The 26,756-nt window shown below is 38.8% G+C and carries 24 protein-coding genes; 11 read left to right on the top strand and 13 right to left on the bottom strand.

Translation table 11 applies throughout. From position 1 onward, the window contains the following. Positions 1 to 314: 314 nt before the first annotated feature. The 11 genes from NWP21_RS14525 to NWP21_RS14475 form a co-directional block, all read right to left on the bottom strand. Positions 315 to 1,517, bottom strand: coding sequence for a glycosyltransferase family 4 protein (locus NWP21_RS14525; protein WP_280793224.1), 1,203 nt, complete (start codon positions 1,515 to 1,517; stop codon positions 315 to 317). A 92-nt stretch (positions 1,518 to 1,609) separates the two neighbouring features. Then, entirely contained in the window at positions 1,610 to 2,260 is a 651-nt protein-coding gene (locus NWP21_RS14520) for a CatB-related O-acetyltransferase (protein WP_271734898.1), read from the bottom strand. 67 nt (positions 2,261 to 2,327) lie between these two features. Further along, a complete protein-coding gene (locus tag NWP21_RS14515; RefSeq protein WP_280793223.1) occupies positions 2,328 to 3,284 on the bottom strand; it encodes a glycosyltransferase in 957 nt (318 codons plus the stop codon). 34 nt (positions 3,285 to 3,318) lie between these two features. Further along, entirely contained in the window at positions 3,319 to 4,569 is a 1,251-nt protein-coding gene (locus NWP21_RS14510) for an O-antigen ligase family protein (RefSeq protein WP_280793222.1), read from the bottom strand. A gap of 11 nt (positions 4,570 to 4,580) precedes the next feature. Next, a complete protein-coding gene (locus tag NWP21_RS14505) occupies positions 4,581 to 5,879 on the bottom strand; it encodes a glycosyltransferase (protein ID WP_280793221.1) in 1,299 nt (432 codons plus the stop codon). Between the two features lie 52 nt (positions 5,880 to 5,931). Next, positions 5,932 to 7,179 (bottom strand): glycosyltransferase family 4 protein, encoded by a 1,248-nt coding sequence (locus NWP21_RS14500; RefSeq protein ID WP_280793226.1) that lies wholly within the window; start codon positions 7,177 to 7,179, stop codon positions 5,932 to 5,934. Positions 7,180 to 7,224: 45 nt separating this feature from the next. Continuing rightward, positions 7,225 to 8,229, bottom strand: coding sequence for a nitroreductase family protein (locus NWP21_RS14495; RefSeq protein WP_280793220.1), 1,005 nt, complete (start codon positions 8,227 to 8,229; stop codon positions 7,225 to 7,227). A 20-nt stretch (positions 8,230 to 8,249) separates the two neighbouring features. Further along, positions 8,250 to 9,335, bottom strand: coding sequence for a polysaccharide pyruvyl transferase family protein (locus NWP21_RS14490; RefSeq protein WP_280793219.1), 1,086 nt, complete (start codon positions 9,333 to 9,335; stop codon positions 8,250 to 8,252). Between the two features lie 38 nt (positions 9,336 to 9,373). Beyond that, on the bottom strand, positions 9,374 to 10,690 hold the full coding sequence (locus NWP21_RS14485; protein ID WP_280793218.1) for a flippase: 1,317 nt from the start codon (positions 10,688 to 10,690) through the stop codon (positions 9,374 to 9,376). A gap of 78 nt (positions 10,691 to 10,768) precedes the next feature. Further along, positions 10,769 to 11,158 (bottom strand): hypothetical protein, encoded by a 390-nt coding sequence (locus NWP21_RS14480; protein WP_280793217.1) that lies wholly within the window; start codon positions 11,156 to 11,158, stop codon positions 10,769 to 10,771. A gap of 197 nt (positions 11,159 to 11,355) precedes the next feature. Beyond that, entirely contained in the window at positions 11,356 to 13,551 is a 2,196-nt protein-coding gene (locus NWP21_RS14475; protein WP_280793216.1) for a polysaccharide biosynthesis tyrosine autokinase, read from the bottom strand. Between the two features lie 569 nt (positions 13,552 to 14,120). On the opposite strand from NWP21_RS14475, the gene NWP21_RS14470 reads away from it, so the two are divergent. Together NWP21_RS14470 and galE are read left to right on the top strand one after the other, a co-directional pair. Continuing rightward, on the top strand, positions 14,121 to 15,512 hold the full coding sequence (locus NWP21_RS14470) for a sugar transferase (protein WP_280793215.1): 1,392 nt from the start codon (positions 14,121 to 14,123) through the stop codon (positions 15,510 to 15,512). Then, entirely contained in the window at positions 15,509 to 16,513 is a 1,005-nt protein-coding gene (gene galE, locus NWP21_RS14465; RefSeq protein ID WP_280793214.1) for a UDP-glucose 4-epimerase GalE, read from the top strand. The genes NWP21_RS14470 and galE overlap by 4 nt, the downstream gene beginning before the upstream one ends. 65 nt (positions 16,514 to 16,578) lie before the next feature. Here galE and NWP21_RS14460 read toward each other — a convergent pair whose 3' ends face one another. Further along, a complete protein-coding gene (locus NWP21_RS14460; protein WP_280793213.1) occupies positions 16,579 to 16,812 on the bottom strand; it encodes a hypothetical protein in 234 nt (77 codons plus the stop codon). 88 nt (positions 16,813 to 16,900) lie between these two features. Then, entirely contained in the window at positions 16,901 to 18,790 is a 1,890-nt protein-coding gene (locus NWP21_RS14455; protein WP_280793212.1) for a transketolase, read from the bottom strand. Between the two features lie 722 nt (positions 18,791 to 19,512). Here NWP21_RS14455 and NWP21_RS14450 point away from each other — a divergent pair. The 9 genes from NWP21_RS14450 (at position 19,513) to NWP21_RS14410 (ending at position 26,611) form a co-directional block, all read left to right on the top strand. After that, positions 19,513 to 21,201, top strand: a complete 1,689-nt coding sequence (locus tag NWP21_RS14450; protein WP_280793225.1) for a SulP family inorganic anion transporter — start codon at positions 19,513 to 19,515, stop codon at positions 21,199 to 21,201. Between the two features lie 115 nt (positions 21,202 to 21,316). Then, entirely contained in the window at positions 21,317 to 22,702 is a 1,386-nt protein-coding gene (locus tag NWP21_RS14445; protein ID WP_280793211.1) for a cation:proton antiporter, read from the top strand. Positions 22,703 to 22,740: 38 nt separating this feature from the next. After that, the gene (locus tag NWP21_RS14440) at positions 22,741 to 23,076 is read left to right on the top strand and encodes a cation:proton antiporter subunit C (protein ID WP_280793210.1); all 336 of its coding nucleotides are present in this window, start codon (positions 22,741 to 22,743) and stop codon (positions 23,074 to 23,076) included. Further along, positions 23,073 to 24,500: a cation:proton antiporter gene (locus tag NWP21_RS14435; protein WP_280793209.1), complete on the top strand. Its 1,428-nt coding sequence runs from the start codon at positions 23,073 to 23,075 to the stop codon at positions 24,498 to 24,500. The genes NWP21_RS14440 and NWP21_RS14435 overlap by 4 nt, the downstream gene beginning before the upstream one ends. Beyond that, a complete protein-coding gene (locus NWP21_RS14430; protein ID WP_280793208.1) occupies positions 24,497 to 24,889 on the top strand; it encodes a Na+/H+ antiporter subunit E in 393 nt (130 codons plus the stop codon). The genes NWP21_RS14435 and NWP21_RS14430 overlap by 4 nt, the downstream gene beginning before the upstream one ends. Further along, positions 24,886 to 25,137: a hypothetical protein gene (locus NWP21_RS14425; RefSeq protein WP_271734876.1), complete on the top strand. Its 252-nt coding sequence runs from the start codon at positions 24,886 to 24,888 to the stop codon at positions 25,135 to 25,137. Before NWP21_RS14430 ends, NWP21_RS14425 begins: the two co-directional genes overlap by 4 nt. Continuing rightward, on the top strand, positions 25,134 to 25,412 hold the full coding sequence (locus NWP21_RS14420; protein WP_280793207.1) for a monovalent cation/H(+) antiporter subunit G: 279 nt from the start codon (positions 25,134 to 25,136) through the stop codon (positions 25,410 to 25,412). Before NWP21_RS14425 ends, NWP21_RS14420 begins: the two co-directional genes overlap by 4 nt. Then, positions 25,405 to 25,935, top strand: coding sequence for a DUF4040 domain-containing protein (locus tag NWP21_RS14415; RefSeq protein ID WP_280793206.1), 531 nt, complete (start codon positions 25,405 to 25,407; stop codon positions 25,933 to 25,935). The genes NWP21_RS14420 and NWP21_RS14415 overlap by 8 nt, the downstream gene beginning before the upstream one ends. A 13-nt stretch (positions 25,936 to 25,948) precedes the next feature. Then, positions 25,949 to 26,611 carry a Na(+)/H(+) antiporter subunit B gene (locus NWP21_RS14410; RefSeq protein ID WP_271734873.1) on the top strand — a complete coding sequence of 221 codons (663 nt, stop codon included), beginning with the start codon at positions 25,949 to 25,951 and terminating at the stop codon, positions 26,609 to 26,611. Positions 26,612 to 26,756: the final 145 nt, after the last annotated feature.

Below are 26,756 nucleotides of genomic sequence, written 5' to 3'. Positions count from 1 at the left end.
AGATAAATTCCGCTATCTTCAGGCTTGTATGTGTCAACAAATCAGTTATGTCCATTGGATGGAAGATATTATGAAATGCTGACATTTCTACCCTTGATAAGACTACTATACTTAAATATGTAAAGTTTTGTAACGACATTCAACACTTGTGATCTGAAGATGACATTTTCCCTCCCCTTTGCAAAAGGAGGGGACTAGATTTTATTGTTTTTTGTGTGTTCCCCAATCCTTCCCAATCCTTCCCAATCCTTCCGGTGTTCCCTGTTCCCTGTTCGGTGTGTTCCCTAAGATAAAAATTACCTGTTGAAAACTTTTCAAACATCCTCTAAGGGTGAAGAAAACAGAATCTGCTCATATTCACTTAAGGCACGATGAAATGTATATTTGTTTTCATATAGTTGGCGCGCTCTTTCACCCATGAGTTTAACTTTTTCTTCGTCACTTTGTAGTTGACGAATTATATCAGCAAGGTACTGAGGATGATTAGGGGGAATATTAATCCCACAACCAGAATTACTTAATAGCTGGTCTATATATGAATTTGATACCGATATAGATATAATTCCCCTACCTGCTGCTAGCATTCCGTAAAGTTTTGAGGGTGCAACTATGTATTCTGCGCCTGGTATCAGGCTAACTAAGGAAATATCACAAGCTGTTAATGATAGAGGTAATACTTCTCGCGCCTGGTATGGTAGTATAAGAATGTTTTGCAGATGCTCGGTATCAATAGCTTGTTTAACTATCTGAGTTTTGGCACCATCACCAATAAATACAAATCTAATCGGTTCATCCCTAAGTATTTTTGCCGCTTCCGTTATGGTTTCAATATCATGCATTCTACCCAAATTACCTGAATATAAAACGGTAAATATTTGCTGAAGCTGATACTTTTGAGCAAATTGGTTTTCCTGTTTCTTCACAATAGGAATATCTGCAATAGACCAGTTTTCAATGATTTTAATTCGAGATTTTAAATCAGGATATTTTTTCTCTATAAATTCCTGCATTGATGTGGTGAGAACAATGATATACTCAGAATATTTATAAGTAAAATAGATAACTTTGCTGAGGAACTTATATATGATGCTGTTTTCCTTGATTATTCCAGACATTGCAGCTGATTCGGGAAAGATATCTTGCAGGAGAAAATAATATTTACCCCGATGGATAATTTTAAAACATATACCTAAAACACCAGCGTAGGGGGGGTTAGAAGCAATTAACAGGGGGGTACTAGGGGGTACTTGAAATATCACATACCATAAAGCGCCCAGGAGGAAAAATATTGAACTGGCAATTTTACTGTAAATGCTGGTGCTGGATTTAATGGGGGAGAAGGCGCGGTTAATCTTAAGATTTAGTGATTCTGGGGTGGTTTGTTTTGCTTGGGTTCCTGTGAATATATTAACAGTGTATCCCCTGTGGGACAGTCCCTTAGCTAAGTCTGTAATTAGCTGAGAGGTTGCACCTTGATGGGGATAGAAATATTGGGTAAGAATAGCGATTTGTTTCATGATTATATTTAATCTGGATACCAAAGAACTGAGAAATTTAAGATTTAATATTAATTGCCATATTTTCAACGATGTAATTACTAGAGAAAATTTCAAACCATGAGGTCTGTTAATTTATCAATGAATGAATCATTAGCCTCAGCTTGAAATAAATCTTTAACATTTTCTAATTCTGAAATATCTTTATTCCACCATTTTATAGACAATAGTTTCTGCATATTTTCTTCGGAAAATCTATATCTAATGATTTTTGCAGGAGAACCTACTGCAATGGCAAAAGGTGGAATGTCTTTAGTGACAACAGCATTAGCACCAATGATTGCACCATCTCCAATAGTAACGCCATCAAGTATCACAACGTTGACTCCTATCCAGACATCATTACCAATAGTTGTTCTTTCAAATTCCGTGAACTTTTGCGATCTGACAAACAATTTTTTTAAAGGGTTATTGAGAGAATAAAATATTGGTGATGTTGAAATGAAATTTGCCGGATGTTTACCCAAACCAATTTTTACACCACGAGCAATTGAAGAGTAATTACCTATGTGACAATTGTTAATTATACATCCGTAAGATATATAAGTATAGGCTCCAATTTGGGTGTCACTTACTTTAGTAAAGGGATATATACGGCTATATTCACCTAACTTAGAATTTAAAAAGGAGGAAAAAATTGATATTTGCTGTATGTATTTAATTTTTTGGGTATTTATCAAAGATTTCACAAATTTTACAGCCATATGATACCTTAATAAATTAGTGTTTGTGGTGATTCAAAATAGATCAAACTTGAGATACTCAGACTATTCAAACAAAGTAATTACGAACAGCTAAGGCACATTTACGAAGTTTTACAACCCAACTAGGGATCAAGAATTTTTTCAGGATTTTCACCCATTTGGGCTGTAAAGTTCTGAGATATTTTTTAATAAGCTTAAATTTGTCTTCGTTGATTTTAATATCATCTGGTAGTGTAAATTGACTCAATTTTTGTTGATAATGAATCTGTTTTAAACGTTGATTTACATACCAAGAACCATGTGTACCACTACCATCTAAACCGATGTTAATAATGTAACTGTTTGGGGGATATAGTACATATCCATTATGTTTAAAAACACTCCAATACCAGCGAACTGCCCAAGAATCTATTTTCCCAGACATTTGTTGATTTAGCATATCAAAAAAACCGTAGTTATCATCTAAATCAAAACGCGATCGCATATTTTTATCACTCTTTAATACTTCCCATCCAGTACTTTGTGGGTCAAACTTTGACCAAGCCCTTTGCCATGTAGCCCATCCCCAAGAATATATGAAGGGTAAAAATAGGGCTTCGGTTTCCGGTATTAACTCTGGAATTGGAAACATATATCCAGAAACTTGCATTACGGAGTCTTGATCTTGGTACTTATCTAAAGCGTTGTTTAAAAATGTTAAGAACTCAGGCGCTACTACTAAATCGTCCTCTAGAACTATTACACGACCATATATTTCACATATATGACTGACTCCAGCAATAATTGAATTTGCTAGACCCTTATTTTCTGAAGATTCTATAATATTGGCTTTTTCATTTAATAAAGAGTGGACTAATTCACGAGTTTGATTTACCTTTTCTCTATCTTCTTCTTTTTTCACACCATCACAAAAAACATAGAGGGGACTATCAGCAAACTCAGGACACTGGATAAGACTTTCTAATGTACGGCGAGTATGCTCAGGACGCTTATAGACAAAAAGTGCAATGGGAGAATAATTCATAATTGAAACCAAATCAAGGTATGAGTCAAAATTGCTATTGTCCGGGGGCTGTATTTAACTTCTTCCAACCACAAATAGCGAAGAATAAATACCAAAACATATATGAATTGTATAAAGAACCAGAAAACATACCAGCAATAGCATACTGAATATAAATAATCCCTAACCATCCCCATGGATTATTTTCATACATAATTATTCTTAATGCTTTGATTGCGGCATAAATATAAAGTATCATAAATAAAAATCCGCCTACAAGCCCAGTAGCAAGAAATGCTTCAAGTATTATATTGTGTGGATATCCCACACCAGGTAGTTCTAAACCATAGCCAAATATTGGATGTTTGGCAATGAGTTCAATAGCCGTCTGATATAGTTCTGGGCGTTGTACAAATCTTGAACTATCAAAATCATTAGCAGTAGAAGAAAAACGTTCTATTAAACTACTACCCGAATCCAATGCAAATGAAAGGGCAAGATTTGCAAAAACCATCAACATTATAATGACACCCATTTTTTTCCATACATTACCTTTTGACTTTTGTACAAAAATTCTAATTAAATATAAAATAAAGCAGAAACTAACCGCTATAACTGGACCTCTGGAAGAAGCGAAAAAGAGTAATATCAAACCGATGAATGAAAATAATATATATAAATTTTGAGTAATTTTATTATTGCTATCTTGTTGATTAAGTAAAATGTAGAGACTGATTAATAATAGTGAACCACCTTGGTGTCCCAAGGAAATTGGATTTAATGCTTCCCTGGCCAATCTCCCCTGTGCGACAAATGTTCCACTGGCTTGTTCTTGTAAAATGAGAGGTATTGCTAAAATTGATGCGATCGCCAATAAGAGCCAGGATAAATATAAATATTTTTGGGAATGCTTAAAATCTAAAAATATAAATGTTATCCCTGGTATTAAGCACATACCAAACCAAAATAACAAGTATTCCCTAGGTTCTCGAAATATATCTTGGTATACGACATCATGGACTAGTCTTAAGGAGTAGAAAAAAATATATATAAACACAAAGTACAGTAATGATATTTTACCTGAATTACTTGTTTTTTGATGGTTATTATGATTAATATTAGTTAAAAATACTAGTATACTCAGTAAAAATATAAATGCCCGATAAGGTAGAGTTAGCAACCGCGAAGTTGATCCATCGTAAATAAAAGAGGCAATTATTCCATACCCAAATAAAGCTATTGAGAATAATAATATTTTTAATTTCAAGTAAAATGGGGAAGATAAAATAGATGTATGTATATTCATATTTTCTTAACCTATAAAAAATCAGCTTTTATTTCTGTACAAATATTTTTAAATAAAGTATGGGAAAAATTATCTACAGAATTTTGTTCTACAAAATCATTGATGAGTTTTAAGTCAAAAATATCTGCTGGTTTTTTTTGATTATCAATAAAATAGGTCATGCTATTAGCAATTGCTTCATGTGATGTTGAATCTACAGCTATACCCAGTTTATTTTGGCTTACTAACTGACCCATCAACCCATAATTAGATGCCAATACGGGTTTTTTTGCCGCAGCAGCCAGTAATAATATTCCACTCATTCCCACGTGTTTTTGATAGGGAGCTAGGATAACATCTGATAATTGGAAATAGAGGTGTACTTGTTCTTCTGCAATAAATTTATCACAGGTAATTATTTCTATAGGCAAAGACTGAGAAATTATTTCTATTTGACTTTGTACTAATATTTTATCTTTTTGTACCATAGAACCCACTAGTAACAAACATATCTTTTGACAAACTTTATCAGGTAAAATCTTAATAGCATCTAGTAATTTATAGATACCTTTACGACTACTTATTTTACCGAATAGAAGAAATATCTTTTTATCTTTACTAATACCAAGCTCTTGGCGCACTAAGTCAATTTTGTCTTGTTCAGAATTATATGTTTTTACAGGGTCAGCTAAACTAACAATCTGTGCTTGAGAGTGAAGTTTTTTAATATATTTAGTAGCTAAGTTGTCCAGGCAAAATAAACAGTGAAACTGGGGGTTATTTAAAACTATATGCAAAATTAATTTTTGTCGCCACCCTCGAAAGATATCTTTTACAGAAAATGTGTAGTGATTAAAATCTTTGTAATGAAATGTAGGCCTAAAATAAATCCCAGAGAATGGACAAGGAGACTGTTCTCCTAAAGCTATAGGTAATTGCAGAGTATCCAAATACATTAATAAACAGTGTGTTGCTTGCAAAAGCCTTGCATATTGACAATATAATTTCCACTCTCTAAATATTTTCTGCAATAAAGAACCTGCATTAAGTAAATAGCGATATTCTTCTACAGTTATTGATATAAATCTAATTTGTGATTGATTTCTGTTAATGGGAATTTCCACAACATCAGGATGTTCATCTATAAATTTAGGCGATACAACAATATCTAGGTTAATTGGCAACTTTTGATCGCAGCAATAATTCACTAGATGGCGAATATAACTTGAGTGATGTCCTCCCGTTTCCAAATCAAAAAGGAGTATACAGGGACTGGAATTGACTTTATTAACATTCCCATATAAACTTTGATCTAAATTGCCTATTGACATGATTTTTTACCCCTCTTTTCTAAGAAGATGCTCTAAGCCGTACATCTAGCAGTTAATTTTCACAAACATATTTATATATTGATAAATAACTGTTAGCCTGTATTTCTAAACTAAAGTTCCGCTCAACTTTTTCCCGAGCATTCTTACTTAAATTTATTAATCTTTCTTTGTCCTCTAATACCCAAGTAATTCCTTGAGCTAAATCATCCACATCAAAAGGTTTAGCCAAGTAGCCATTATGTTGATGATCGATAATATCTTTTAAACCGGTTATGTCGAAAGCAACAACTGGTGTACCACAAGCTAATGACTCAGATGCAGTTTGTCCAAAAGCCTCTTGAAGAGATGGTACTATCATCACATCTGCGGCTGAATATACTAATGCTAGTCCTATATCATCATGTAAACGTCCTAAGTAGTGTGTTTTGAACCCAAAATTGGGAACCTGTGAAGGTTGAGATGCACCAAAAATAACCAATTCGATATTGTTGGAGTTGTGTTGTTGGCTTAACTTCTGTATAGCAGGTTTGAGTAAATGAAAACCTTTGCGTTTATTAGCGGTGGGGTTAATAGCGCCAAACAATATCAGATGTTTATCTAATGGTAAATTGAGCCACTTTCTAGCCATTATTTTATCCATGGGTTTGTAAACTTGAGTATTTAACCCATTGGGTATAACTTCAATTCTTAAGTTCTGGAATAAAAGACTTTTTTTAGCACAGTCAGCCAACCAAAGACTAGGGGTGACTATAGTTAAATTTAAATTAGACCATGCTTTAGCTTTTCTCTGCCAAATCCATTGAGTGATATCACCTTTTCTATGACTTCCTAGTTGTGGACAAGCACCACAAGACATTGTATATTTATCACAATCTTCACTATAATGACACCCCCCTGTAAATGCCCACATATCATGTAGTGTCCAAACTATCGGTTTTTTGAACTTCCCAAGTGTTTCTATTTGCATATAACCGGTATTAATCCAATGTAAGTGAATTACATCAGGATTAATTTCAACTACTTTTGCTCCTATTTGATCAGGTAACCACTGCAAGGAGAACATTAAATTGTGACTAGGGGAATAGGTTTTTAGGGGTAGGGAGTCTAACGCTCCTGCTATTTTTATCCATGCTTTATCTAGTTTATTATTTGTTCCTAAAACTGTAATATCATCACTAGTCTTATTTCCAACGAGCATTCTGGAATCAATATTTATTTGTTTTAGCCCTTGATGTAGCCGATAAGCTGCACGAGCGGCACCCCCGTCTATATCCATTGTGTTAACGATTAGTGGTTTAATCATCTATAAATCTCCGCTTATAGGTTGATATAATTACCTTCATTTTTAATGATTTAAAACTAAAACTTCCTCCACTGCTTTTCTAGCAGAGTTAGCAACAGATAATTCATCAGGTAAATTACCAACCGCAAGCATCATTATTACGGTTTCAGATTCTTTAATACCTGCATCTTTTCTCATAAGTTTATCTGTTTGGTGACTCACGCACCAATTTAAACAACAACTTCCCAGTCCCAATGAATGCAAAGCATAAATTAGAGACATTGCGAATAAACCACCATCTACAAAGCACTGATTTCTCTCTGAAGAACCTGTAAAATAATTGAGGTCTGAAGTAATTATTAGTACTTTATCAGCATCCTGTCCAAAGCCTCGGTTACCATTCTGATGGCTCAAAATTTTATTTTTAATTTCTTGATGACTGTAAACATGAACTTTCCAAGTTTGTCGATTACAAACAGAAGGAGTTTTTATAGCAATTGAAACCGCCTCTTTTATCAACTTTATATCTACATCACCATTAGCAAAATTTCTAATACTGTGTCTACTATTGACAAAATCTTGAAAATTTATCAAAGCAGTTTTATGAATATGTGCTTTTTTAATTTCAATTGTACCTCCCTCTGATAAATATTCATTATTAAGGGATTTCTCATCTTTAATTTGAATTATTTTCTGGTAAAGTTGTTCATGATTACAATTATGGCTCAGATTAAATTTGTAATAAGAATATAAAACATTAATAGCTACCTCAGTTACTTCATCTAACCCATAATTTTCTTCATAGTGTTTAAGTAGTAATAGTAAATTATTTACTATATTAGCTCCAAAACCAGGCCTGGGAGTCTTTAAAGATAGCCCTTTTTCTATGACATGATAGTGAGCAATAATTCTCCCTTGCAGCATAGTCTTTGTTGTATAGGGATTATTTGTTGCAGAAAATTGAAAAAACCTTTGCAGATCATAATAATAATCAAAAGTTAAATTTACTCTGAATTTAAGCATTTGATATTGGTTAATTAGTTTTTGCAGGAGAGGATTATTAATCATAAGAGTATTGAAAAAATGAGCTATTTTAATGCTTTATAAAGCAGATAATTCTGAGAATATTCAATGTGCTTCTTTAATTCGTTCTTTTCGGAATCAGTCATAATGTATGATGATAACTTATGGTCATCACTTATTTTTATTGTACTCTGGTCTGTTTCGGTTAAACTTAACATCATCGGTTTTAAATTTAACATACTTAACAAATCATTTATCTTAACGGATTTACTTTGTTGATCAAAAACAAGAAATGGTTTGTTAAAAATTAAAGAAAATATTACACCATGATAAAACTTAGTAACCACAAAACTAGCTTGACTAAAAAACCCTAACCATTTTTCTGGACTGATATCAAATAAATCTAATTTGCCAAACTTTGTGAAGTTACGTGAACCTATAGAAATGATTTCTAAACCTTCCTTCTCGGCTAAAATTTTGACATATTCAGCTTCACTTATCGTTAAGTAACCATAGACAAGTAAATATTTATTCTTGATGTTAGGGTAAATTATAACATCTTCATAATTGATTAGAAAGGTTGGATCAATAACTTTTTCTGCATGAAAACCACATTGTTTAACTAATTTGACGCTATTAGTATCTCTGACTGAAATAGCATGAAATTGTTTAAATATTTGAGATATTTCTGGCTGATCAATTCCCAAAACTTTTGTAGATCCAAAACTCGCAGCATAACTGAATTTAAGAGTTTGTTGATTACTTACAAAGTCTAGGAAATAGGCTTTGTCTAATCCTCTTACATTGATATTCCAAATCTCATCACTACCACAAATCATATAATCATATGAATGATTACATTGAGTCAAGCTATCAAGATTATAAAATCTACCGGGACTCAATTTAATATATTTATCTATGAACTTATTCATATTCCATTTTCTTTTTATTCCGCCTAGGGGATTTAAAAGAAAATATTTAGATAAGTATAAATATCTTTTTTCTTCCCAGCTAACTGATTCTGGTCGATAATCAATTACTTCTACTTCATATCCCTTGTTTTGTAAAAATTTAAATATGGCATATGTCTGTAAGACTGCTCCATAGTTAATTGTATGATGATAGGTGATGATTCCAATTTTAATTGACATAATATCTCCTAATGTAAATATGTGTAGATATGATTTATCTATTTATGAAAAAAGTAGAATGCTTGAATTTGTAATTTAAATATTTTTCTCGTTTTGAGATTAATGCTATGAGATAAAAAACTAGCAATTGCATAAGAAATTACAGTGGCGATCGCCGCTCCTAGTCCAGCATAAGCTGGAATTAAAAAGAGATTTAAAAATATATTGGTAACTGCCCCAATCAAGTTTCTCTGGAAAGCCAAATGGGTAAAACCCTCGGCTACAAACCAAATTCCTGTAGCGATTCCCATAGATACAAATACAGCAGCCCAGATATGAATTGCTAATATTGAACCTGCTGCTAAATAGCTACTACCAAAAAGTATTGTAATTATTCTGTTCGACAGAAATGTCATAGGTACAGCAATAATAATAGAAATTACCAGTAGTAACCGCAGTAATTGTTTAATTTTTTGATAATAAACTTCTTCGCTTATGTCCTTAGCCGCATAAATTCTTGGACCAACCGAAGAAGCGATCGCCATCGGAATGAAATACCAAACTTCAGAAATACGGGTGGCTGCTGAATACAAACCCACAGCGGTAGTATCAACCATTTCCCCCAACATAATCTGGTCAATTTTCATATAAATCATGATGGTTAAACCAGATAACATCAAAGGCCAACTTTCTTTCAATAAAGTCTTAGCAAGTGTCAGACTCCAACGCCAGAATATTGAATAACCCTTAAAGCTATAAGCAATTATTAAACCTACGGTACCCAGTGCAACTTCTGCTAATGTAGCCCAAGCAAAAGCAACTAACGGCGCTTGCATTTTAATTAAAGCAACTTTCACCAGTGCTGTAATAATAAATGCCGTATTCCTGGCAACTACAGTATATTTAGACTGTATTTGAGACTGAAACCAATAGTCAATTGCATCAAAGGCTTGAAAAATTCCCGCCGTTGCCAAAATTGCCACTATCCCTACAGTTAACTGGTCATCGTGATGCAATACAAAAATAGAGCTAACTGCTAAGAATATAGATGCTATTGCACCAGCTAACTTGAGCCAAAAAGTTGTCCCTAAAATTTGGTCTTTAATTCCTGGCTCACGGACAATAGAACGGATTATTAACCCATCTAAACCCAGCTTTGTTAAGGGATTGAATAAGGCAACAATAGCAGTAGCATAGTTAAAGATGCCAAACTTTTCTACTCCTAAATAACGCGCCACCCAAACACCCACAAATAACCCCACCCCCATGCGCAGAATGCGATCAAAAAATAGCCACGCTACATTTTGAAGAATTGCTAATTTTCCAGAGGCTTTTTCCTGCCATGAGAACAGACTTTTTGTATATTTGTCTAGCATTTGGCTTCAGTCTCCCGAAAATTAACCCGAAAATTAAATTTAATCTACAAGAGTATTACTTTTTCTAATCAGGAACTGCTAAAGTCTGGCGTTCATCCGCGTAAAGTCACCCATAGAACCATGAACTTGAGAATCAATCAGCTTTGTTACTTGTTGCCATAGTTCCCTGGGAGCTAAAGAAATCTCGTATCTCCCATCATCAAAGTGACGGATATAATACCAGTTTCTTTGCTGACACTCTTGACACCAAAAAGCCTCTAACCACTCTGCTTTGAGGGGAACTGTTGTATATTTGCCTATTAATAAAGACGCATTACGCTGACTTGAAAACCGTTGGTATAACTGACCTAATTTATCTGCATAAATTCTATATTTTTGACTAACGCTATCAAGATAACATCCATGAATAGGACAGTAAATAGCTCTACGTTTTGAACGGTTCCGATTGCGATCGCACCTTCTGGACAATTTGACCTCCTATACTAGTGTACAGATTGTTAATAATTCGATGCTTGCATCCTATAAAAAGGCTTAAGTTCAGCAATTTTCATATCTTATGCCTTCTCCACAAAAAAACAATAGGTAATTTCATCGAATTTTAGAAAACGTATTTCCACTGATGCTATTACTAGGTAAGGTTTTCGAGGAGCATGACATAATACTAATTAGGATTTATTGAACCATTTGCCGGTGATTTCTTTAAATTGAGCCTCAATAGTATGGTTTTTCCTATAACCGTTTTTAGAATGATAGTTATAATAATGATTGTAAGAGTAAGTACTGTTATTAGATACGGCATTTACCACCATGCCCAACACGGACAACCGCGAATTTTCTAACAGTGTCTTTGTAGTGATAATAGCATCAGAATTAACCACACCAGGACGGGCAACTAATAGTACTCCATCTGCCATTTTCCCGACAATTGACGCATCAGCAATAAATCTCAAAGGTGGCGTGTCAATAATCACGCAATCATAATCTTGGGAAGCCTGTTGCAGTAACTGCTGCATCCGCTGTGAGTCTAATAGGGCGGCTGCGTTAGGGGGTATGGTTCCCGCAGTAACTAAGTTTAGATTTACCATGACTTCGTGAGTGGTTTGTGCCAGGGCTGCCTGCCCCACTAAAATATTACTTAACCCCATCAAGTTAGGTTGTTTCCACAGTTCATGTTGACGGGGACGGCGCATATCTGCATCAATTAATAGTACTCGCCTTCCCATCTGGGCAGTAGCCACTGCCAAATTAGCCGCCACAAAAGACTTACCCTCACTTGGTAGACAACTGCTGACCACAATTAGCTTGAGTTCCTGGTCGGAAAGGCTAAAACCAAGGTTGATTTGCAGCATTTCAAAGGCTGCATTCACCGATGAGTAAGGGTTATTGAGTACAGGTAATTCTGTTGTATTCTGATCACGAGATAGCCTAGGAACCGTACCCAACAAAGGATAACCGAATAACTGCTGGGCCTCTTCGGCTGTTTTCACAGACTTGTCCACAGCATCTAGTAATAAAGCGGCTCCAAAAGCCAAGAAGAATCCTAAAAATCCACCTAGTGCTAGGTTCAATTGAATACGGGGAGAAACTGATTTATCCGGCAATAAAGCCTCAGAAATAATTCTTGCATTACCTACATTCTGGTTTTCCACCACTTGCACTTCTTGGAATCTTGTCAGCATTTGTTCATAGACAACTCTTGCCACTTGTAGCTGTCGTTGTAGCTGTAGTTGTCGTTGTTCGAGCTTCGGTAAGGTTCTCAGACGGGCTTCATCAGCTGCAAAAGCCTGGGTCAATACATTAACTTGATTCTCCAACCCCAAACGTTCTACTTCTACTTGCACTAAATTAGCAGTTAAGGCTTGTTTGAGTTGTCCCATTTGTAAATCTTGCTCTCGAATTGGCTGTGAACTACCTAGGGTTTGACTGACTCTTCCTTCTAACTGTGCTTTGAGAGCTTGTTCTTTCTCCCATAAGTTGACGACTGTGGGATGTTCATCTGTTAACCTAGACCTTTCCACAGCTAACTCATCTTGAACCTTTTGGTATTCTGATAACACTTGTTGTACTGCTGTTGACTGACTCAAGGTGTTAATTGCTGTAGCTTGCTGTGTATTCAATCCCAATTGATTTTGCAAAGCATCAGAACGGCTGTTAGCATCTACCAACTGCGCCCGCAGCAGAGTGATTTGGTTAGATATTTCATAGAGTCTTTCAACTCCTTTTTTAGCTTCTTCTTCTAAAAGTACAACCTCATATTTTTCTTTAAACTGACGTAGTGCCAATTCTGCTGCTGCAACCTGTGCTTCAACCACGGGTAACTCTTTACTTAAAAATTCCCGTGCCGCGGTAGCTTGAGAACGGTTGGTCAGTACATTATTCTCCAGATAAGCAGACATCAATTGATTAACAATCGCTTTGGCTTCTTCAGGGTCAACACTACGGTAGGAAAGCTGCAAAACATCAGTCCCTCGAACAGTTTCCACTTTTAATTTACTCCTGAAAGTATTGATTCCTAAAGGTTGTCCATCTTGATTTTTTAACTGTAACTCAGAAATAGTTTTTTGAATTAGGGGGTGGGAGCGAATAATTTCAGCTTGGGTGTCCAAAGGGTTGGATCCGGTTCCCACACCACTTAGTTGTCCGAGCTGTTCAGTCACACCCGTTAGAGAAGAAATACTATTTTGCTTATCAAAAAGCAACTGACCTTCGGCTTCATAAATCGGCTTTTGACTAAAAGTCACGAAGGCCGTCAGTCCAAAAACAGACCCGATAATGGTTGCTATCAGTAACCAACGTCTTTTTACAGTTAGCCAATACTTTTGTAAATTGATCTGGTCTTGTTCTTCTTGATAGTAAGGCATACATCAGTTAATACTCTATATATTGACACTAATAGAAATTTTAGAAATTTATTGCCTTATTTGTAGTGATATTTAAAGATGCAGTAGAAGATGACTATAGTTCAAATCACATCATATCCTCTGATAATTGATCAACAACATTATGAATTATCTAAGATTTTTAGTGTTGATAACAAACGTAATTTTACCCGTTTCACCCTATAGCAGAAATTACTTAAATATATTATTTATTACAAATAATAAAGGTGATTTTACTGAAATTATTCTAACCGCAATAATACTGATTTTTTATCCTTAGTCCATAACAAACTAAGGTGATTTTACTGAATTTTTAAACTTAAGTGATTTTGACGTAGAAGTGAGGAATCCAAATATATTAAGTTCTCCATGACACTCAATAACCATCAATACAAAAATAGCGGAGAGAAAACCCGAGACTTGTTTCTCATTAATCTGATGAAATTCAGTTGTGTATTCCTGTAAATCATGTCTTGGTTTTCAAGGAGGCATGATGTGTTTTTCTGAGATATTTTGCCAGTTCCGTCTCGAATTATTACTGATTTATACATATGAATACGACTTTTAGTATTGGCAGAAAAACCAAGAATTTATATCACATAGATAATATCCTCAGTGTCCTACTGTTATTAGGGGATATTGTGGGTTTATCCTTAAGTTTATCCCTTTGCATCTGGTGGCAAGGGGCTGAATTTGAACCTATAATTTATTTATTTTTCTGCCTAATTCTCGCCGGTTTGTATTTAGCAAATACTTACCATCCAGAGACCCAAATATCAGGTTTACGTTCTCCCTACCGGGTTTTGGTCAGTAATGCAGTTGTGGGCTGTATGGTGGCCTCTCTGATTTACTGTACTGGTGTTTGGGGACAATATCTAGTTTTACAACGAGGGATATTGCTCCCTAGTTTAGGTATATTTACCCTCTGGGCTATAGGATTAAGAATATGGTCTTCAAACTGGGCGCGATCGCAAGCTCAACAAAGCCGTTGGCTAATTTTAGGTGCAACTAAAAAAGCCATTTTATTTGGTGAAACTTTTTTAGAACACAATTCTTTAGGTCGCTTGGTTGTACTAACAACTGCCGAGCAGAACATTAATGAGTTAGGGAAAAGTAATCGAGTGTCTACCGGGAGCCTCAATGACCTACCCCAATGGAGTCAACAATCTTGGTCAGGGGTAATAGTAGCAACAGAATTATCTGATGTACATACACAGCAGTTAATCCAGTTACGTTTGTCTGGTGTCTCCATCTACGGTATTCCCGATATTTGTGAAACTTTGTGGTATAAACTTCCCTCATCTGTGCTTCAGGACAACTGGCTGGCTTTTGGTAATGGTTTTAATTTAGTAGCTGACAGTATTAGCCAAAAACTCAAGCGGCTATTAGACATTATTCTGGCATGGTCATTACTGGGGTTGTTATCTCCACTGATGTTGCTAGTAATAGTAGCGATTAAGTTAGATAGTCCAGGGCCAGTGTTCTACACACAGATGCGAGCTGGTCTGGATGGAAAGCCCTTTAGAGTCTACAAATTCCGCTCTATGTATGAGGATGCGGAAAAACGGGGAGCGCAGTGGGCTAACGAGCAAGATCCGCGAATTACTAGAGTAGGACGCTGGTTACGCCTGATCAGAATCGATGAACTACCACAAATTTTAAACGTTCTACGCGGAGAAATGAGCCTGATTGGCCCGCGTCCAGAACGACCAGAATTCGATGTCAAGCTGCGAGAAGAAATTCCTTACTATGACTTACGTTACGTTGTCAAACCGGGAATTACAGGCTGGGCCCAGGTGATGTACCCCTACGGCGCATCAGTGGAGGATGCTAGGGAAAAACTAGCTTATGACCTCTACTACATCAAGAATTATTCTCTGGCTTTAGATTTAGCAATCTTTTTCAAAACCATTCGTGTAGTACTACTAGGTAAAGGCAGATGAATCAAAAAGTCTTAGTCACTGGGGGAGCAGGATACATTGGCTCTCATGTAGTTCGTCAGTTGGGAGAAGCAGGTTATGATGTTGTCGTCTATGACAATTGTTCTACGGGTTCACCTCAAGCAGTATTACATGGTGAGTTAATTATTGGTGATTTAAAAGATTCAGAACACCTGTGGCGGGTATTTTCTCAGCACCAATTTACTGCGGTTTTACACTTTGCTGCCAGTCTGAGTGTACCCGAATCTGTTTGTTATCCCCTGGACTATTACGCTAACAATACTCGTAATACCCTGAATTTACTCCGTTGTTGCCACAACATGGGTGTAAAGCAAATTATCTTTTCTAGTACAGCCGCTGTCTATGGACAACCTGCAACAGTTCCCGTAACTGAATCTACGCCCACTGAACCGATTAATCCCTATGGACGTTCTAAGCTTGCTTGTGAGTGGCTGATTCGTGACTATGCCAAGGCTTCTGATTTACGTTACGTAATTTTACGATACTTTAATGTGGCAGGATCAGAACCTGGTGGACGATTGGGGCAGATGTTAAAAGATGCATCTCATTTGATTCGCGTTACCTGTGATGCTGCATTGCAACGCAGAGCAGGGGTGCAAATTTTTGGTACGGATTTTTCTACACCAGATGGAACGGCAATTAGAGATTATATTCATGTGGAAGACTTAGCAGCTGCACATTTAAATGCTTTGACTTATTTGGAGCAAGGTCACGATAGCCAGGTTCTCAATTGTGCTTATGGACAAGGATACAGTGTCCGTGAGGTTATTGAACGGGTGAAGGAGATTTCTGGGGTGGATTTTCCTGTTGTGGAGGCAGAACGTCGCCTCGGTGACCCGGCTTGTGTGATTGCTAGTGCTGAGAAAATTGGTAGGTTACTGGGTTGGCAACCAAAATATAATGACCTGGATGAAATTATTTCTACTACTCTGGCTTGGGAAAGGTGTCGTCGGGATTTGATTTCGGTGGTTGGTGTTGGTTGATATGGGTTTTTTCAAGGAGCTGGGGAATAGACAATCTCTATTGTCTATTCCTTGTTCTCGGTTGTCTAATGTGCTACTAGTTGCTCTGTGCGTTGTGCAAGCATTTGCTTGGCTCTGTCTGCTGTTCTCTGGTTTTCCTGTTTGATATTTTGGAAGAATTGGACGAGTTCGCGATCGCCTGCTTGTTCGGCATCTTTGATATATGTTTCACAGCAGGCGGAACACTTGAGTGCGTGGTACAATACGCTAATCAGGTTAAAGTGTTCGTCGTTGGTTCCTGTATGATACTTGTCAGTCATTTTCCTAACTCCTGGTTACAGTAGTTTCTAAGATAACTGTGGCTTTTACTGTTAACTCCTATCGAAGGAAAGAGTTATATTTTGCTGCTTATACTCCTACTGGCTGTCTAACTTGGGATTTCACCGCTTCTACAATGGCATCGGCATCTATTTCGGCAGCATGAAGTAGTTCTTCTGGTGTACCTGAACCTGGCATATCCCGCACCGCTAATTTAATTAATCGCAGTTGTGGCCCATGATAAAAGGGAGTATTACTAGTACCAGCAAAGGCATCCAGGACTGCAGCACCTAATCCGCCTTGTATCCAGTGGTCTTCGACAACGACTAAATTACCTCTGGTATCCCGTGCTGCTTGATGTAGTGTCTGCACATCTATGGGTTTGACTGAATAAGCGTCGATGACGCGAATTGTGATGCCTTCTTTTTTCAGTCTGTCATAGGCTTTAATGGCTTCATGTACTGTGATACCCGCACCAATGACTGTTGCTTGGTCGCCCGGGGAACTGTGAATGGTTTTGCTACCACCAATGGGGAATTGTTGGTTAGTATCATAGATGACTGGTGTACTTTCTCTGGTGGTGCGCAGGTAAACAATACCATGGCGATCGCTCATTTGTGCCACTAATTTGGCTGTTTGATTGGCATCACTGGGATACAGTACGGTACTACTCCACACGGCTCGGAATGCTGCTAAATCTTCCAAGGCCATCTGTGAAGCCCCATCTTGACCAATGGATACCCCTGCATGGGAACCGACTAATTTAATGTTGGCACGAGAAACAGCGGCCATCCTGATAAAGTCGTAGGCACGAGTCAAGAAGGCGGCGAAGGTAGAAGCGAAGGGTTTGTATTTTCTCACCTGCAAGCCCACAGCAGCTGCTACCATTTGCTGTTCAGCAATGTACATCTCAAAGTACCGCTCAGGATAGGCTTCGGCGAAGTCTTCGGCATAAGTGGAATTACTCACCTCTGCATCAAGGGCAATAACATTAGGTTGGGCGGCTCCTAATGCTAATAACGCATCACCATAGGCTCGTCTTGTAGCAACTTTTGCACCTTTGTTATATGTGGGGAGTTGCAATGGTATGGCTTTACCAATGCTGGCTGGTTGTCTTTGTTCTTCTGGTTTATCTACCTCAATGATTATCTGCCGTTCTCCACCTAACTCGGCAATGGCCTGGGTTTGAGCATCAGGTTTTAGGGCTTTGCCATGCCACCCACCTAAGTCTTCTAGGGAGGCTACTCCTTTACCTTTGATGGTACGGGCAATAATTACGGTGGGGCGATCATTCACAGTTACAGCCGCGCTATATGCTTGATCTATCTCGGTTAAATTATGACCGTCAATTTCAATGGCTTGCCAGCCAAAGGCTCTAGCACGGTTGGCATAAGCTTGTGTATTCCATCCTAATTCGGTTTGACCCCTTTGACCGAGGCGATTGACATCAATAATGGCAATGAGATTGTCTAAGGTATAGTGTGCCGCATGATCAAAGGCCTCCCAAACCGACCCTTCGGCGCTTTCACTATCACCCAGTAGCACCCATGTATGATACGGTAGTTGATCTAAATATTTACCTGCTAAAGCTATGCCAACACCAATGGCTAATCCTTGTCCTAAAGAACCTGTCGCTACATCTACCCAAGGTAAAGCAGGTGTGGGATGACCTTCTAAACGACTGCCAAAATGCCGTAGCGATCGCAGTTCTTCATCGCTGATTACTCCCGCAGCCTTATACATACTATATAGTAATGGTGCTGCATGACCTTTGGAGAAAATCAAGCGGTCATTATTGGGATTTCCTGGGTGATCGAAGTCATAGCGGAGATACTTAGACAGTAAAATCGCCATCATATCCGCCGGCGACATGGACGAGGTAGGATGACCTGAACCAGCAATGGTGGTACTGCGAATACTATCAACCCGCAATTGTTGTGCTAATTCATGCCATTGGTGCAGTTCCTCGTGTGTGGTCATAGTAGTTTTCCTAAATGAAAATACAGGTAGAGGACTCCTATTTGATTTCTGAACAATTTCTGTTCTCTGTTCCCTTTCTTCACTGATAATTTCTCAACTCAAATAGGATGACTATAGTTACTAAAATTCGCCCAACTTTTGACTAAACTCCCTAACTTACTCGCAACATAGTTTTGCCAGTATTATGTAATCTTTAATTTTCTGTAGTGGTCAATCACCATACTGCACTCCTCCTGGGTTCACTATACACAGTCCCAGATGTCATAACTACTTTCTCAGGGAATAAATACCGGTTTTCACAATCTACCGCAAGCTATACATATATACTTGCACAGAGCTTTACCTTAACAGTATTGCAATTAATAGGTACTAAAACATTAAAGCGATAGCTTACATACCAGATATCTGCATTCTTTTTTAAGAGAAATATATAAATTAATATAGTTTCTGCTTATATATTTGATTATTTTCTATGTATTTCCTACCAACCATAGCTTTATATCTATGGAAAGAATTTAATTTATTTAATATTTATTTAAAATTCTGGCTTGTAATTGGTTGATAAACCTGTAGACTATCTTTAAGGGTAACTCATAACTCATATAAGTTTTTCAGGTAATTAATTGTTACTCCCTTTGACCCAAGCCTTCTCTATGGGCGATGACTATTTAGTGATTCGTCGTAGGAAAGGTAAATTTTCTGCAACAAATTATACCTTTAATATGCAATTGACGAATACTATACATTTTAGAAACTTACAAGGGGATTTATTTGGTGGACTAACTGCCGCCATCGTTTCCTTACCTCTAGCACTGGCATTCGGTGTCGCCTCTGGCGCCGGTCCTGTGGCTGGTCTTTATGGTGCGGTTTGCGTGGGCTTTTTCGCCGCCTTATTTGGTGGAACTCCAACTCTGATTTCTGAACCTACCGGGCCGATGACCGTGGTCATGACTGCTATTGTCAGTTCGATGATAGCGAGTAATGGAGAGAAGGTTGGCCTGGCAATGGCATTTACAGTAGTGATGCTGGCGGGGATATGTCAAATCTTATTCGGAATATTCAAGCTGGGTAAATATATTACCCTCATGCCCTACAGCGTCATTTCTGGTTTCATGTCTGGGATTGGCGTGATCTTAATTCTGCTACAAATTGCACCCTTTTTGGGACAACCTAATCCTAAAGGTGGGGTTTTAGGAATGGTGCAAGCTTTGCCAGAACTGTTGAGCAAGATTAATCCTGTGGAAACCTCCTTGGGATGCATGACCTTGGCAATTATTTTCTTAATACCATCTAAATACAAGCGTTTTGCCCCACCACAATTAGTTGCTTTAGTAGTAGTCACAATAGTTTCCCTGGTATTTTTCGGCGATGATAACATCAGAAGAATTGGGGAAATTCCCATGGGATTACCAACATTACAAATGCCTACCTTTAATGCATCACAAATTACTGTGATGGTGATTAATGGGGTAATGTTGGGGATGCTCGGATGTATTGATACTTTATTAACTGCGGTAATTGCTGATAGTTTGACTCGTACCGAACACAAATCTGATAAGGAGTTAATTGGTCAAGGTATTGCTAACGTAGTATCTGGTTTATGTGGTGGGCTGCCTGGGGCGGGTGCTACCATGGGAACAGTGGTAAATATCCAAACCGGTGCTAGAACAGCTTTATCTGGTATAACTCGCGCCTTGATTTTACTGGTGGTAGTTTTGTGGGGATCTAGTTTAACTCAAAGCATCCCCATGGCAGTATTGGCGGGTATTGCGCTTAAAGTGGGGATTGACATTCTCGACTGGAGCTTTTTAAAACGCGCTCATCAGGTGTCCCTCAAAGGGGCGGTGATTATGTACGGTGTCATGTTCTTAACCGTATTTGTTGACTTAATTATTGCTGTGGGTGTGGGAGTGTTCATTGCCAATATTTTAACCATTGAACGTCTTTCGCAGTTACAAGCTCAGGATGTCAAAACCATTACCGATGCTGATGATGCCATTGTCTTGAACGATGAAGAGAAGGCATTATTTGATCAAGCCAATGGGCGGGTGGTCTTATTCTACCTCAGTGGACCGATGATCTTTGGAGTTTCTAAAGCGATCGCCCGGGAACATTCAGCAATGGCCGACTCCGACGTATTGATTTTAGATATCAGCGATGTGCCAATGTTGGGTGTAACCGCATCTTTAGCCATTGAAAATGCAATTAAAGATGCTTATGAGCAAGGTCGTAAAATCTTAATTGTTGGTGCATCTGGGAAAGTGAAACGCCGCTTAGAAAAGCTGGGTGTTTTGAATTTCGTATCGAGGGAGCATTGGTTCATGAATCGTGCTGAAGCACTTACCAGAGCTTTGGCTTTAGTAGATACCCATGCAGTCAGGGAAAGCAAACCTACACAATATCACTCCTGATCTGAGGTTAATGGCTGCAAGTATGAAGGTTCATTATTTAACTAGATGTGTGAATTACTGTTTCTTGCAGTCATTTATTTAACACTTTCATTAATCAAGATCACAGATAAGTAACATGATTTTTTCGGAATTGATAGTTAACTCCTTTTGGCAAAGTCCTTTTCTGGCCACCACGAACGAAGCTGAAAATGCCCCCATTGTCTTGGCTGGTGTATTACTCAGTTTAGTAGTTATTTATCTTGCCAGTAAAATTGGCGGTGAGTTGTCTAGAGTCATAGATTTGCCTCCTGTTTTAGGTGAATTACTGGGTGGCGTGTTGGTAGGTGCTTCGGCTCTACATTTAGTGGTATTTACTGAGAGTGGAGCAGCTGCTGCCGATTCCGCCATTATAAGTGTCCTGCAATTGATTAACAACATCAGCCCCGAAGCAGTAACAGAAATTTTTCACAGCCAAAGTGAAATCATTTCCGTCCTGGCGGAACTGGGTGTGATTATTCTGTTATTTGAAATTGGTTTGGAATCAGACTTAAAAGAACTGACGAAAGTCGGTTATCAAGCAACAGTTGTAGCCTGTGTCGGGGTAGCTGTTCCCTTTGCGGCTGGGACAGCGGGACTGCTGTTCTTATTTCATGCTCCCTTAATTCCGGCAATTTTTGCAGGTGCGGCACTGACAGCTACTAGTATTGGTATTACCTCTAAAGTTTTGTCGGAACTTGGGCAGTTAAAATCTCGTGAGGGGCAAATCATTGTCGGTGCGGCTGTCATTGATGATATCTTAGGCATTATTGTCTTGGCAGTAGTGGCGAGTTTAGCCAAAACAGGGGAAGTTGATATCTTAAATGTCATCTATTTAATTGTCAGCGCTACAGTTTTCCTCGTCGGCTCAATTTTGCTGGGTAAATATTTCAATCAAAGTTTTGTGGTCATTGCTGATAAATTGCAAACGCGCGGCAACTTAATTATACCAGCATTGATATTTGCGTTCTTGATGGCTTTTCTGGCTAATGCTATTCATTTAGAGGCGATCTTAGGGGCATTTGCAGCTGGCTTAGTTTTGGACGAAACTGATAAACGCAAAGAGCTAGATGAGCAGGTCAAACCGATTGCTGATATTTTAGTCCCTGTTTTCTTTGTTGCAGTTGGTGCCAAAGTTGATTTAGGTGTTCTTAATCCTCTAGTTCCGGGAAATCGTGAGGGTTTAATCATTGCTACCTTCTTAATTGTGGTCGCAATCATTGGCAAAGTTGTCACTGGTTGGTCAGTTTTTGGCCAAGCTAAAATTAACCGATTAGCAGTTGGTGTAGGGATGATTCCCCGTGGTGAAGTTGGGTTAGTATTTGCGGGGATTGGTGCTGCTAGTGGTACTCTGGATAAACCACTACAGGCGGCGATTATTATCATGGTGATTTTAACAACCTTCTTGGCACCACCTTTATTGCGGTTTGCATTTAAACAACCACCCACAGAAAAAAAATCTTTAGAGGAAGCCAATGTTTCATAGGCTAGCTACTTATTACCACTACTAAACAGACAGTTACCGTGTTAGATGCATCTATCTTATTTACCATATTGTGCGGATTTTTCGGCATAATTTTGAAAAAGAACCTGGTGATGAAGATCATCTCTATGGATGTTATGAGTACCGGTGTAATCGCCTACTATGTGCTAATTGCATCACAGGCAGGCTTATTCACACCCATTGTTTCCCCTGGGGAAAATCCCACCTACGCCGACCCGGTGCCCCAGGCGGTGATTTTAACAGCAATTGTGATCGGATTTTCCATTCAGTCCTTAATGCTGGTATGTGTGATGAAGCTGGCGCGGGATAATCCCACTTTGGAAAGTAACGAAATCGAGAAGAACAATACCCCATGAGTACCATCACCATCACCTGGATTGCACTACCATTTTTTTTGGGGTTCGTTATTTATCTTCTCCCCCAACTTGATCGATATGTGTCCTTATGTGTCACCGTAATTTCCGCTGTATATGCCTTCCAGGTTTTTGTACAGGATTCCCCGTTAACACTGGAATTACTGGATAATTTCGGGGTGACATTACTGGTTGATCAGTTAAGTGCTTACTTTATATTAACTAATGCTCTGGTGACGACAGCAGTGATCCTCTACTGTTGGGGGAAACAGAAGACAGCTTTTTTTTATACTCAGGCTATCATCTTACATGGTAGCGTTAATGCGGCGTTTATCTGTGCGGATTTCATCAGTTTATATGTAGCCCTTGAGGTGGTGGGTATTGCAGCCTTTCTTCTGATTTCCTATCCCCGTAGTCAACGCTCTATTTGGGTGGCGCTGCGCTATTTATTTGTCAGTAACACGGCAATGCTGTTTTATCTAGTGGGGGCGGCTTTGGTTTATCAAGCCAGTCGTTCCTTTAGTTTTACTGGGTTGAGTACAGCACCTAACACAGCGATCGCCCTGATTTTTCTCGGACTATTGACAAAAGGGGGCATCTTTGTATCAGGACTGTGGTTACCCTTGACCCACTCAGAATCAGAAACACCGGTATCAGCTATGTTATCAGGAGTGGTGGTTAAAACTGGTGTTTTTGCCTTAGTGCGCTGTGCATTAATGGTGAGTGAGGTTGAACCCATTGTTAGGATATTTGGAGTGGGGACAGCCCTACTGGGGGTAATCTATGCTTTATTTGAAAAGGATACCAAGCGCACCCTGGCATTTAGTACTGTTTCCCAATTGGGGTGGATTCTAGCAGCGCCGGCGGTGGGGGGTGTTTATGCCTTAGGCCATGGGCTGGTCAAGTCTTTGTTGTTCCTGATTGCAGGGAACTTACCCAGCCGCAATTTCCAGGAACTGCGATCGCAGCCCATGAATACTAGGATCTGGATTCCCTTAGTTATTGGTAGCTTGTCAATTTCTGGCTTTCCCTTCTTGGTAGGTTTTGGGGCTAAAATGTTGACATTGAAAAATGTCCTACCTTGGCAAGAGATATTAATGAATATTGGGGCTGTGGGAACAGCGGTAGTGTATGCCAAATTCATTTTTCTACCCCACAAGAAAGAAGTGGAGATTCCCCCTGGTTTATGGCTACCGATCATCATCTTAACAGGGGGCATCATTGGGGGGATTGGGGTATATGACGATGCATACACAGTACCAAATATCATCAAAGCCCTGGGAATCATTGGCGTTGCCTGGGTAGGATATATTTGGGTTTTTCAGCGGTTAGTAGTAAGTTTGCCACGTGTACTTGAGCAATTTGAACATCTGATTGGTGTCATGACTCTGATGTTGCTCCTATTGTTGGGGATGATACTAGCATGATTGGGCATTTAAATCTGATATTGCGACTGACTATTTGGTTTTTGCTCACCTCGGATTTGAGTGTGGCAAATATCATTATTGGTGTTACCGTTGCACTGTTATTACCTGGTCGTCAGAGAGTACCAGAAGCATTAAGGGATTGGTTGCGTGTTCTGGGTGAGGTGCTTGTGGCCATTCCCCAGGCGTATTTTGAGGCGGTGGAAATAATTTTCCGTCCCCATAATCACGAAGATGTAATTATTGAAAGAGTTAAACCCCAACGCACCCCAGGGCTGATTTTTCTGGATATTTTCTTGATTACTTTTACACCTAAAACTATTGTATTAAAATATCATGAACAGGGGTGGTATGAAGTACACCGAGTCCGAAGACGGAGGCCACGGGGATGAATCCGGTAATGATTGCGATGATTTTGGCTTTGTTCATACCCATGTATGAGGCTTGGCAAGATGATGATATTTGGCAAAAAATGTTAGCTTTTGCCAGTATTGCCACCAAAACATCAATTATGATTCTGATGGTATCCGTCTTACGTGATGATTGGATGATTGGCGTGGTGGGGATTATTATCCTGAGTGTGGGTAATGCGGGATTAATGTTATTGGCACATCTACTGAAGCGCATGGGTAATTTATGATAGAGATAATTAGTTATATTTGCATAGGTTTAGGCATCGCCTTTTGGTTTTGGGGAACCTTCCCCCTCCTGGGTCATCGGTCGGTATTATTTAAGCTCCATAGTCTTTCGGTGGCGGATACCCTCGGCTCTATGAGTATTATTTTCGGACTGCTGCTGAAAATACCCAGTGAATGGCCTTTGCTGCTGTTGGGTCTTATCTCCTTGGCAATTTGGAATACAGTCTTGGGCTATGTGTTGGCATACTGTTCTACTACCGAGGCTGACTATGAATGATAATTATATCTATATAATTACGGCCCTGTTACCCTTATCGGCCTTGATGGTGGTACTTCAGGTCAACCCATACAATGCTTTGGTTGTTCAGGGAATATTGGGCGCTGTGGCGGCTTTGGTGTTTGCTGTTTTGGGGGCGGCAGATGTGGCTCTGACCCAAGCTTTAATGGGGACGTTCCTGGCTGTTACTCTATATGCGATCGCCGTGCGTTCATCTTTGGTTTTGCGTCTGGGGGTAATCGCAGACGGGGAAGACCATTTTCAGCCATTGATGGAGGAATTACGCCGAATTTTCCGTAAACACTATATGCGTATTGAGGTAATTACTTATATTAATAGCAAAGAATTACACAAAGCCCTTGTAGATAAAGAAATTCATGCCACCTGTGACCAAGGGGATGAGACTGGCGAGCAAAGCCAACCCTATCACACTGTGACTAGAATTCAACGCATCTATGAAATCATCAAGGCTGAGATTTCGTCACCATTGACAACTATATCCTATGTAAATTTACCAAAATAGAGGACAACTAGCTATGAAATGGGTTTACATTGCCGCTGGCATAGCCTTTTACTGTATCCTGTTGATTATCCCCAATTCCCTCAAGGATTTAGGAGATATGTCTGTAGTTGCATCCATTGTCAAAGATAGTGGTATACCCAATGCAGTCACCGGGATTATTCTCAGAAATCGCCTCTATGACACAATCTTTGAAGTAGTAGTATTTACCATCGCCATCATGGGGGCGCGGTATCTGTTAGCTGATGAGAAACCTTTATCAGAAATTTCTCAGTTACAAGACGAACCATCAATTATCCTGGCGCGTTTGGGGGCGACTATTTCTGCGTTAGTAGGTATCGAACTAGCAATTAGAGGACACCTAAGCCCCGGTGGTGGTTTCGCCGCTGGGGTAGCGGGGGGAACAGCGATCGGCTTAGTAGCCATTACCTCCTCACCCGAATGGATGCAAGGGATTTACAAGCGCTGGAAGGCTACTATGTGGGAGAAGATTTCGGTGCTGGTTTTTATTGTCTTAGCAGTGATAACATTGAGTGGATTTGAATTACCCCACGGAGAATTGGGGACACTTTTTAGTGGTGGCGCGATTCCCTTGCTTAATTTATTAGTAGCAATAAAAGTTACTTTGGGGTCTTGGTCTGCAATTGTGGTTTTTATTCACTATCGGGGATTATTTTGATTGCTTTGATACTCCCCACGGCTAGAAGCCGGGGGATTCTTGAATAGCCCATAAACGAACTTTCAATGGTGCTATCAAAGACACCCTACTGACTCCACTTAGGTCTAAACCTAGTTTGATCGCTACTTTAGCTAAAATATTAGCT

Source organism: Anabaenopsis sp. FSS-46 (assembly GCF_029891665.1).
GTDB lineage: Bacteria > Cyanobacteriota > Cyanobacteriia > Cyanobacteriales > Nostocaceae > Anabaenopsis > Anabaenopsis arnoldii.
The sequence above is the reverse complement of the archived record's forward strand: the minus strand, read 5'-3'. Positions and strand labels throughout refer to the sequence as shown.

What these genes read in the sequence shown, in the direction of transcription:
- NWP21_RS14525 (WP_280793224.1), bottom strand. Translation starts at nt 1,517, where the DNA reads ATGAAACAAATCGCTATTCTTACCCAATATTTCTATCCCCATCAAGGT.
- NWP21_RS14520 (WP_271734898.1), bottom strand. Translation starts at nt 2,260, where the DNA reads ATGGCTGTAAAATTTGTGAAATCTTTGATAAATACCCAAAAAATTAAA.
- NWP21_RS14515 (WP_280793223.1), bottom strand. Translation starts at nt 3,284, where the DNA reads ATGAATTATTCTCCCATTGCACTTTTTGTCTATAAGCGTCCTGAGCAT.
- NWP21_RS14510 (WP_280793222.1), bottom strand. Translation starts at nt 4,569, where the DNA reads ATGAATATACATACATCTATTTTATCTTCCCCATTTTACTTGAAATTA.
- NWP21_RS14505 (WP_280793221.1), bottom strand. Translation starts at nt 5,879, where the DNA reads ATGTCAATAGGCAATTTAGATCAAAGTTTATATGGGAATGTTAATAAA.
- NWP21_RS14495 (WP_280793220.1), bottom strand. Translation starts at nt 8,229, where the DNA reads ATGATTAATAATCCTCTCCTGCAAAAACTAATTAACCAATATCAAATG.
- NWP21_RS14490 (WP_280793219.1), bottom strand. Translation starts at nt 9,335, where the DNA reads ATGTCAATTAAAATTGGAATCATCACCTATCATCATACAATTAACTAT.
- NWP21_RS14485 (WP_280793218.1), bottom strand. Translation starts at nt 10,690, where the DNA reads ATGCTAGACAAATATACAAAAAGTCTGTTCTCATGGCAGGAAAAAGCC.
- NWP21_RS14475 (WP_280793216.1), bottom strand. Translation starts at nt 13,551, where the DNA reads ATGCCTTACTATCAAGAAGAACAAGACCAGATCAATTTACAAAAGTAT.
- NWP21_RS14470 (WP_280793215.1), top strand. Translation starts at nt 14,121, where the DNA reads ATGAATACGACTTTTAGTATTGGCAGAAAAACCAAGAATTTATATCAC.
- galE (WP_280793214.1), top strand. Translation starts at nt 15,509, where the DNA reads ATGAATCAAAAAGTCTTAGTCACTGGGGGAGCAGGATACATTGGCTCT.
- NWP21_RS14460 (WP_280793213.1), bottom strand. Translation starts at nt 16,812, where the DNA reads ATGACTGACAAGTATCATACAGGAACCAACGACGAACACTTTAACCTG.
- NWP21_RS14455 (WP_280793212.1), bottom strand. Translation starts at nt 18,790, where the DNA reads ATGACCACACACGAGGAACTGCACCAATGGCATGAATTAGCACAACAA.
- NWP21_RS14450 (WP_280793225.1), top strand. Translation starts at nt 19,513, where the DNA reads ATGCAATTGACGAATACTATACATTTTAGAAACTTACAAGGGGATTTA.
- NWP21_RS14445 (WP_280793211.1), top strand. Translation starts at nt 21,317, where the DNA reads ATGATTTTTTCGGAATTGATAGTTAACTCCTTTTGGCAAAGTCCTTTT.
- NWP21_RS14435 (WP_280793209.1), top strand. Translation starts at nt 23,073, where the DNA reads ATGAGTACCATCACCATCACCTGGATTGCACTACCATTTTTTTTGGGG.
- NWP21_RS14430 (WP_280793208.1), top strand. Translation starts at nt 24,497, where the DNA reads ATGATTGGGCATTTAAATCTGATATTGCGACTGACTATTTGGTTTTTG.
- NWP21_RS14425 (WP_271734876.1), top strand. Translation starts at nt 24,886, where the DNA reads ATGAATCCGGTAATGATTGCGATGATTTTGGCTTTGTTCATACCCATG.
- NWP21_RS14420 (WP_280793207.1), top strand. Translation starts at nt 25,134, where the DNA reads ATGATAGAGATAATTAGTTATATTTGCATAGGTTTAGGCATCGCCTTT.
- NWP21_RS14415 (WP_280793206.1), top strand. Translation starts at nt 25,405, where the DNA reads ATGAATGATAATTATATCTATATAATTACGGCCCTGTTACCCTTATCG.
- NWP21_RS14410 (WP_271734873.1), top strand. Translation starts at nt 25,949, where the DNA reads ATGAAATGGGTTTACATTGCCGCTGGCATAGCCTTTTACTGTATCCTG.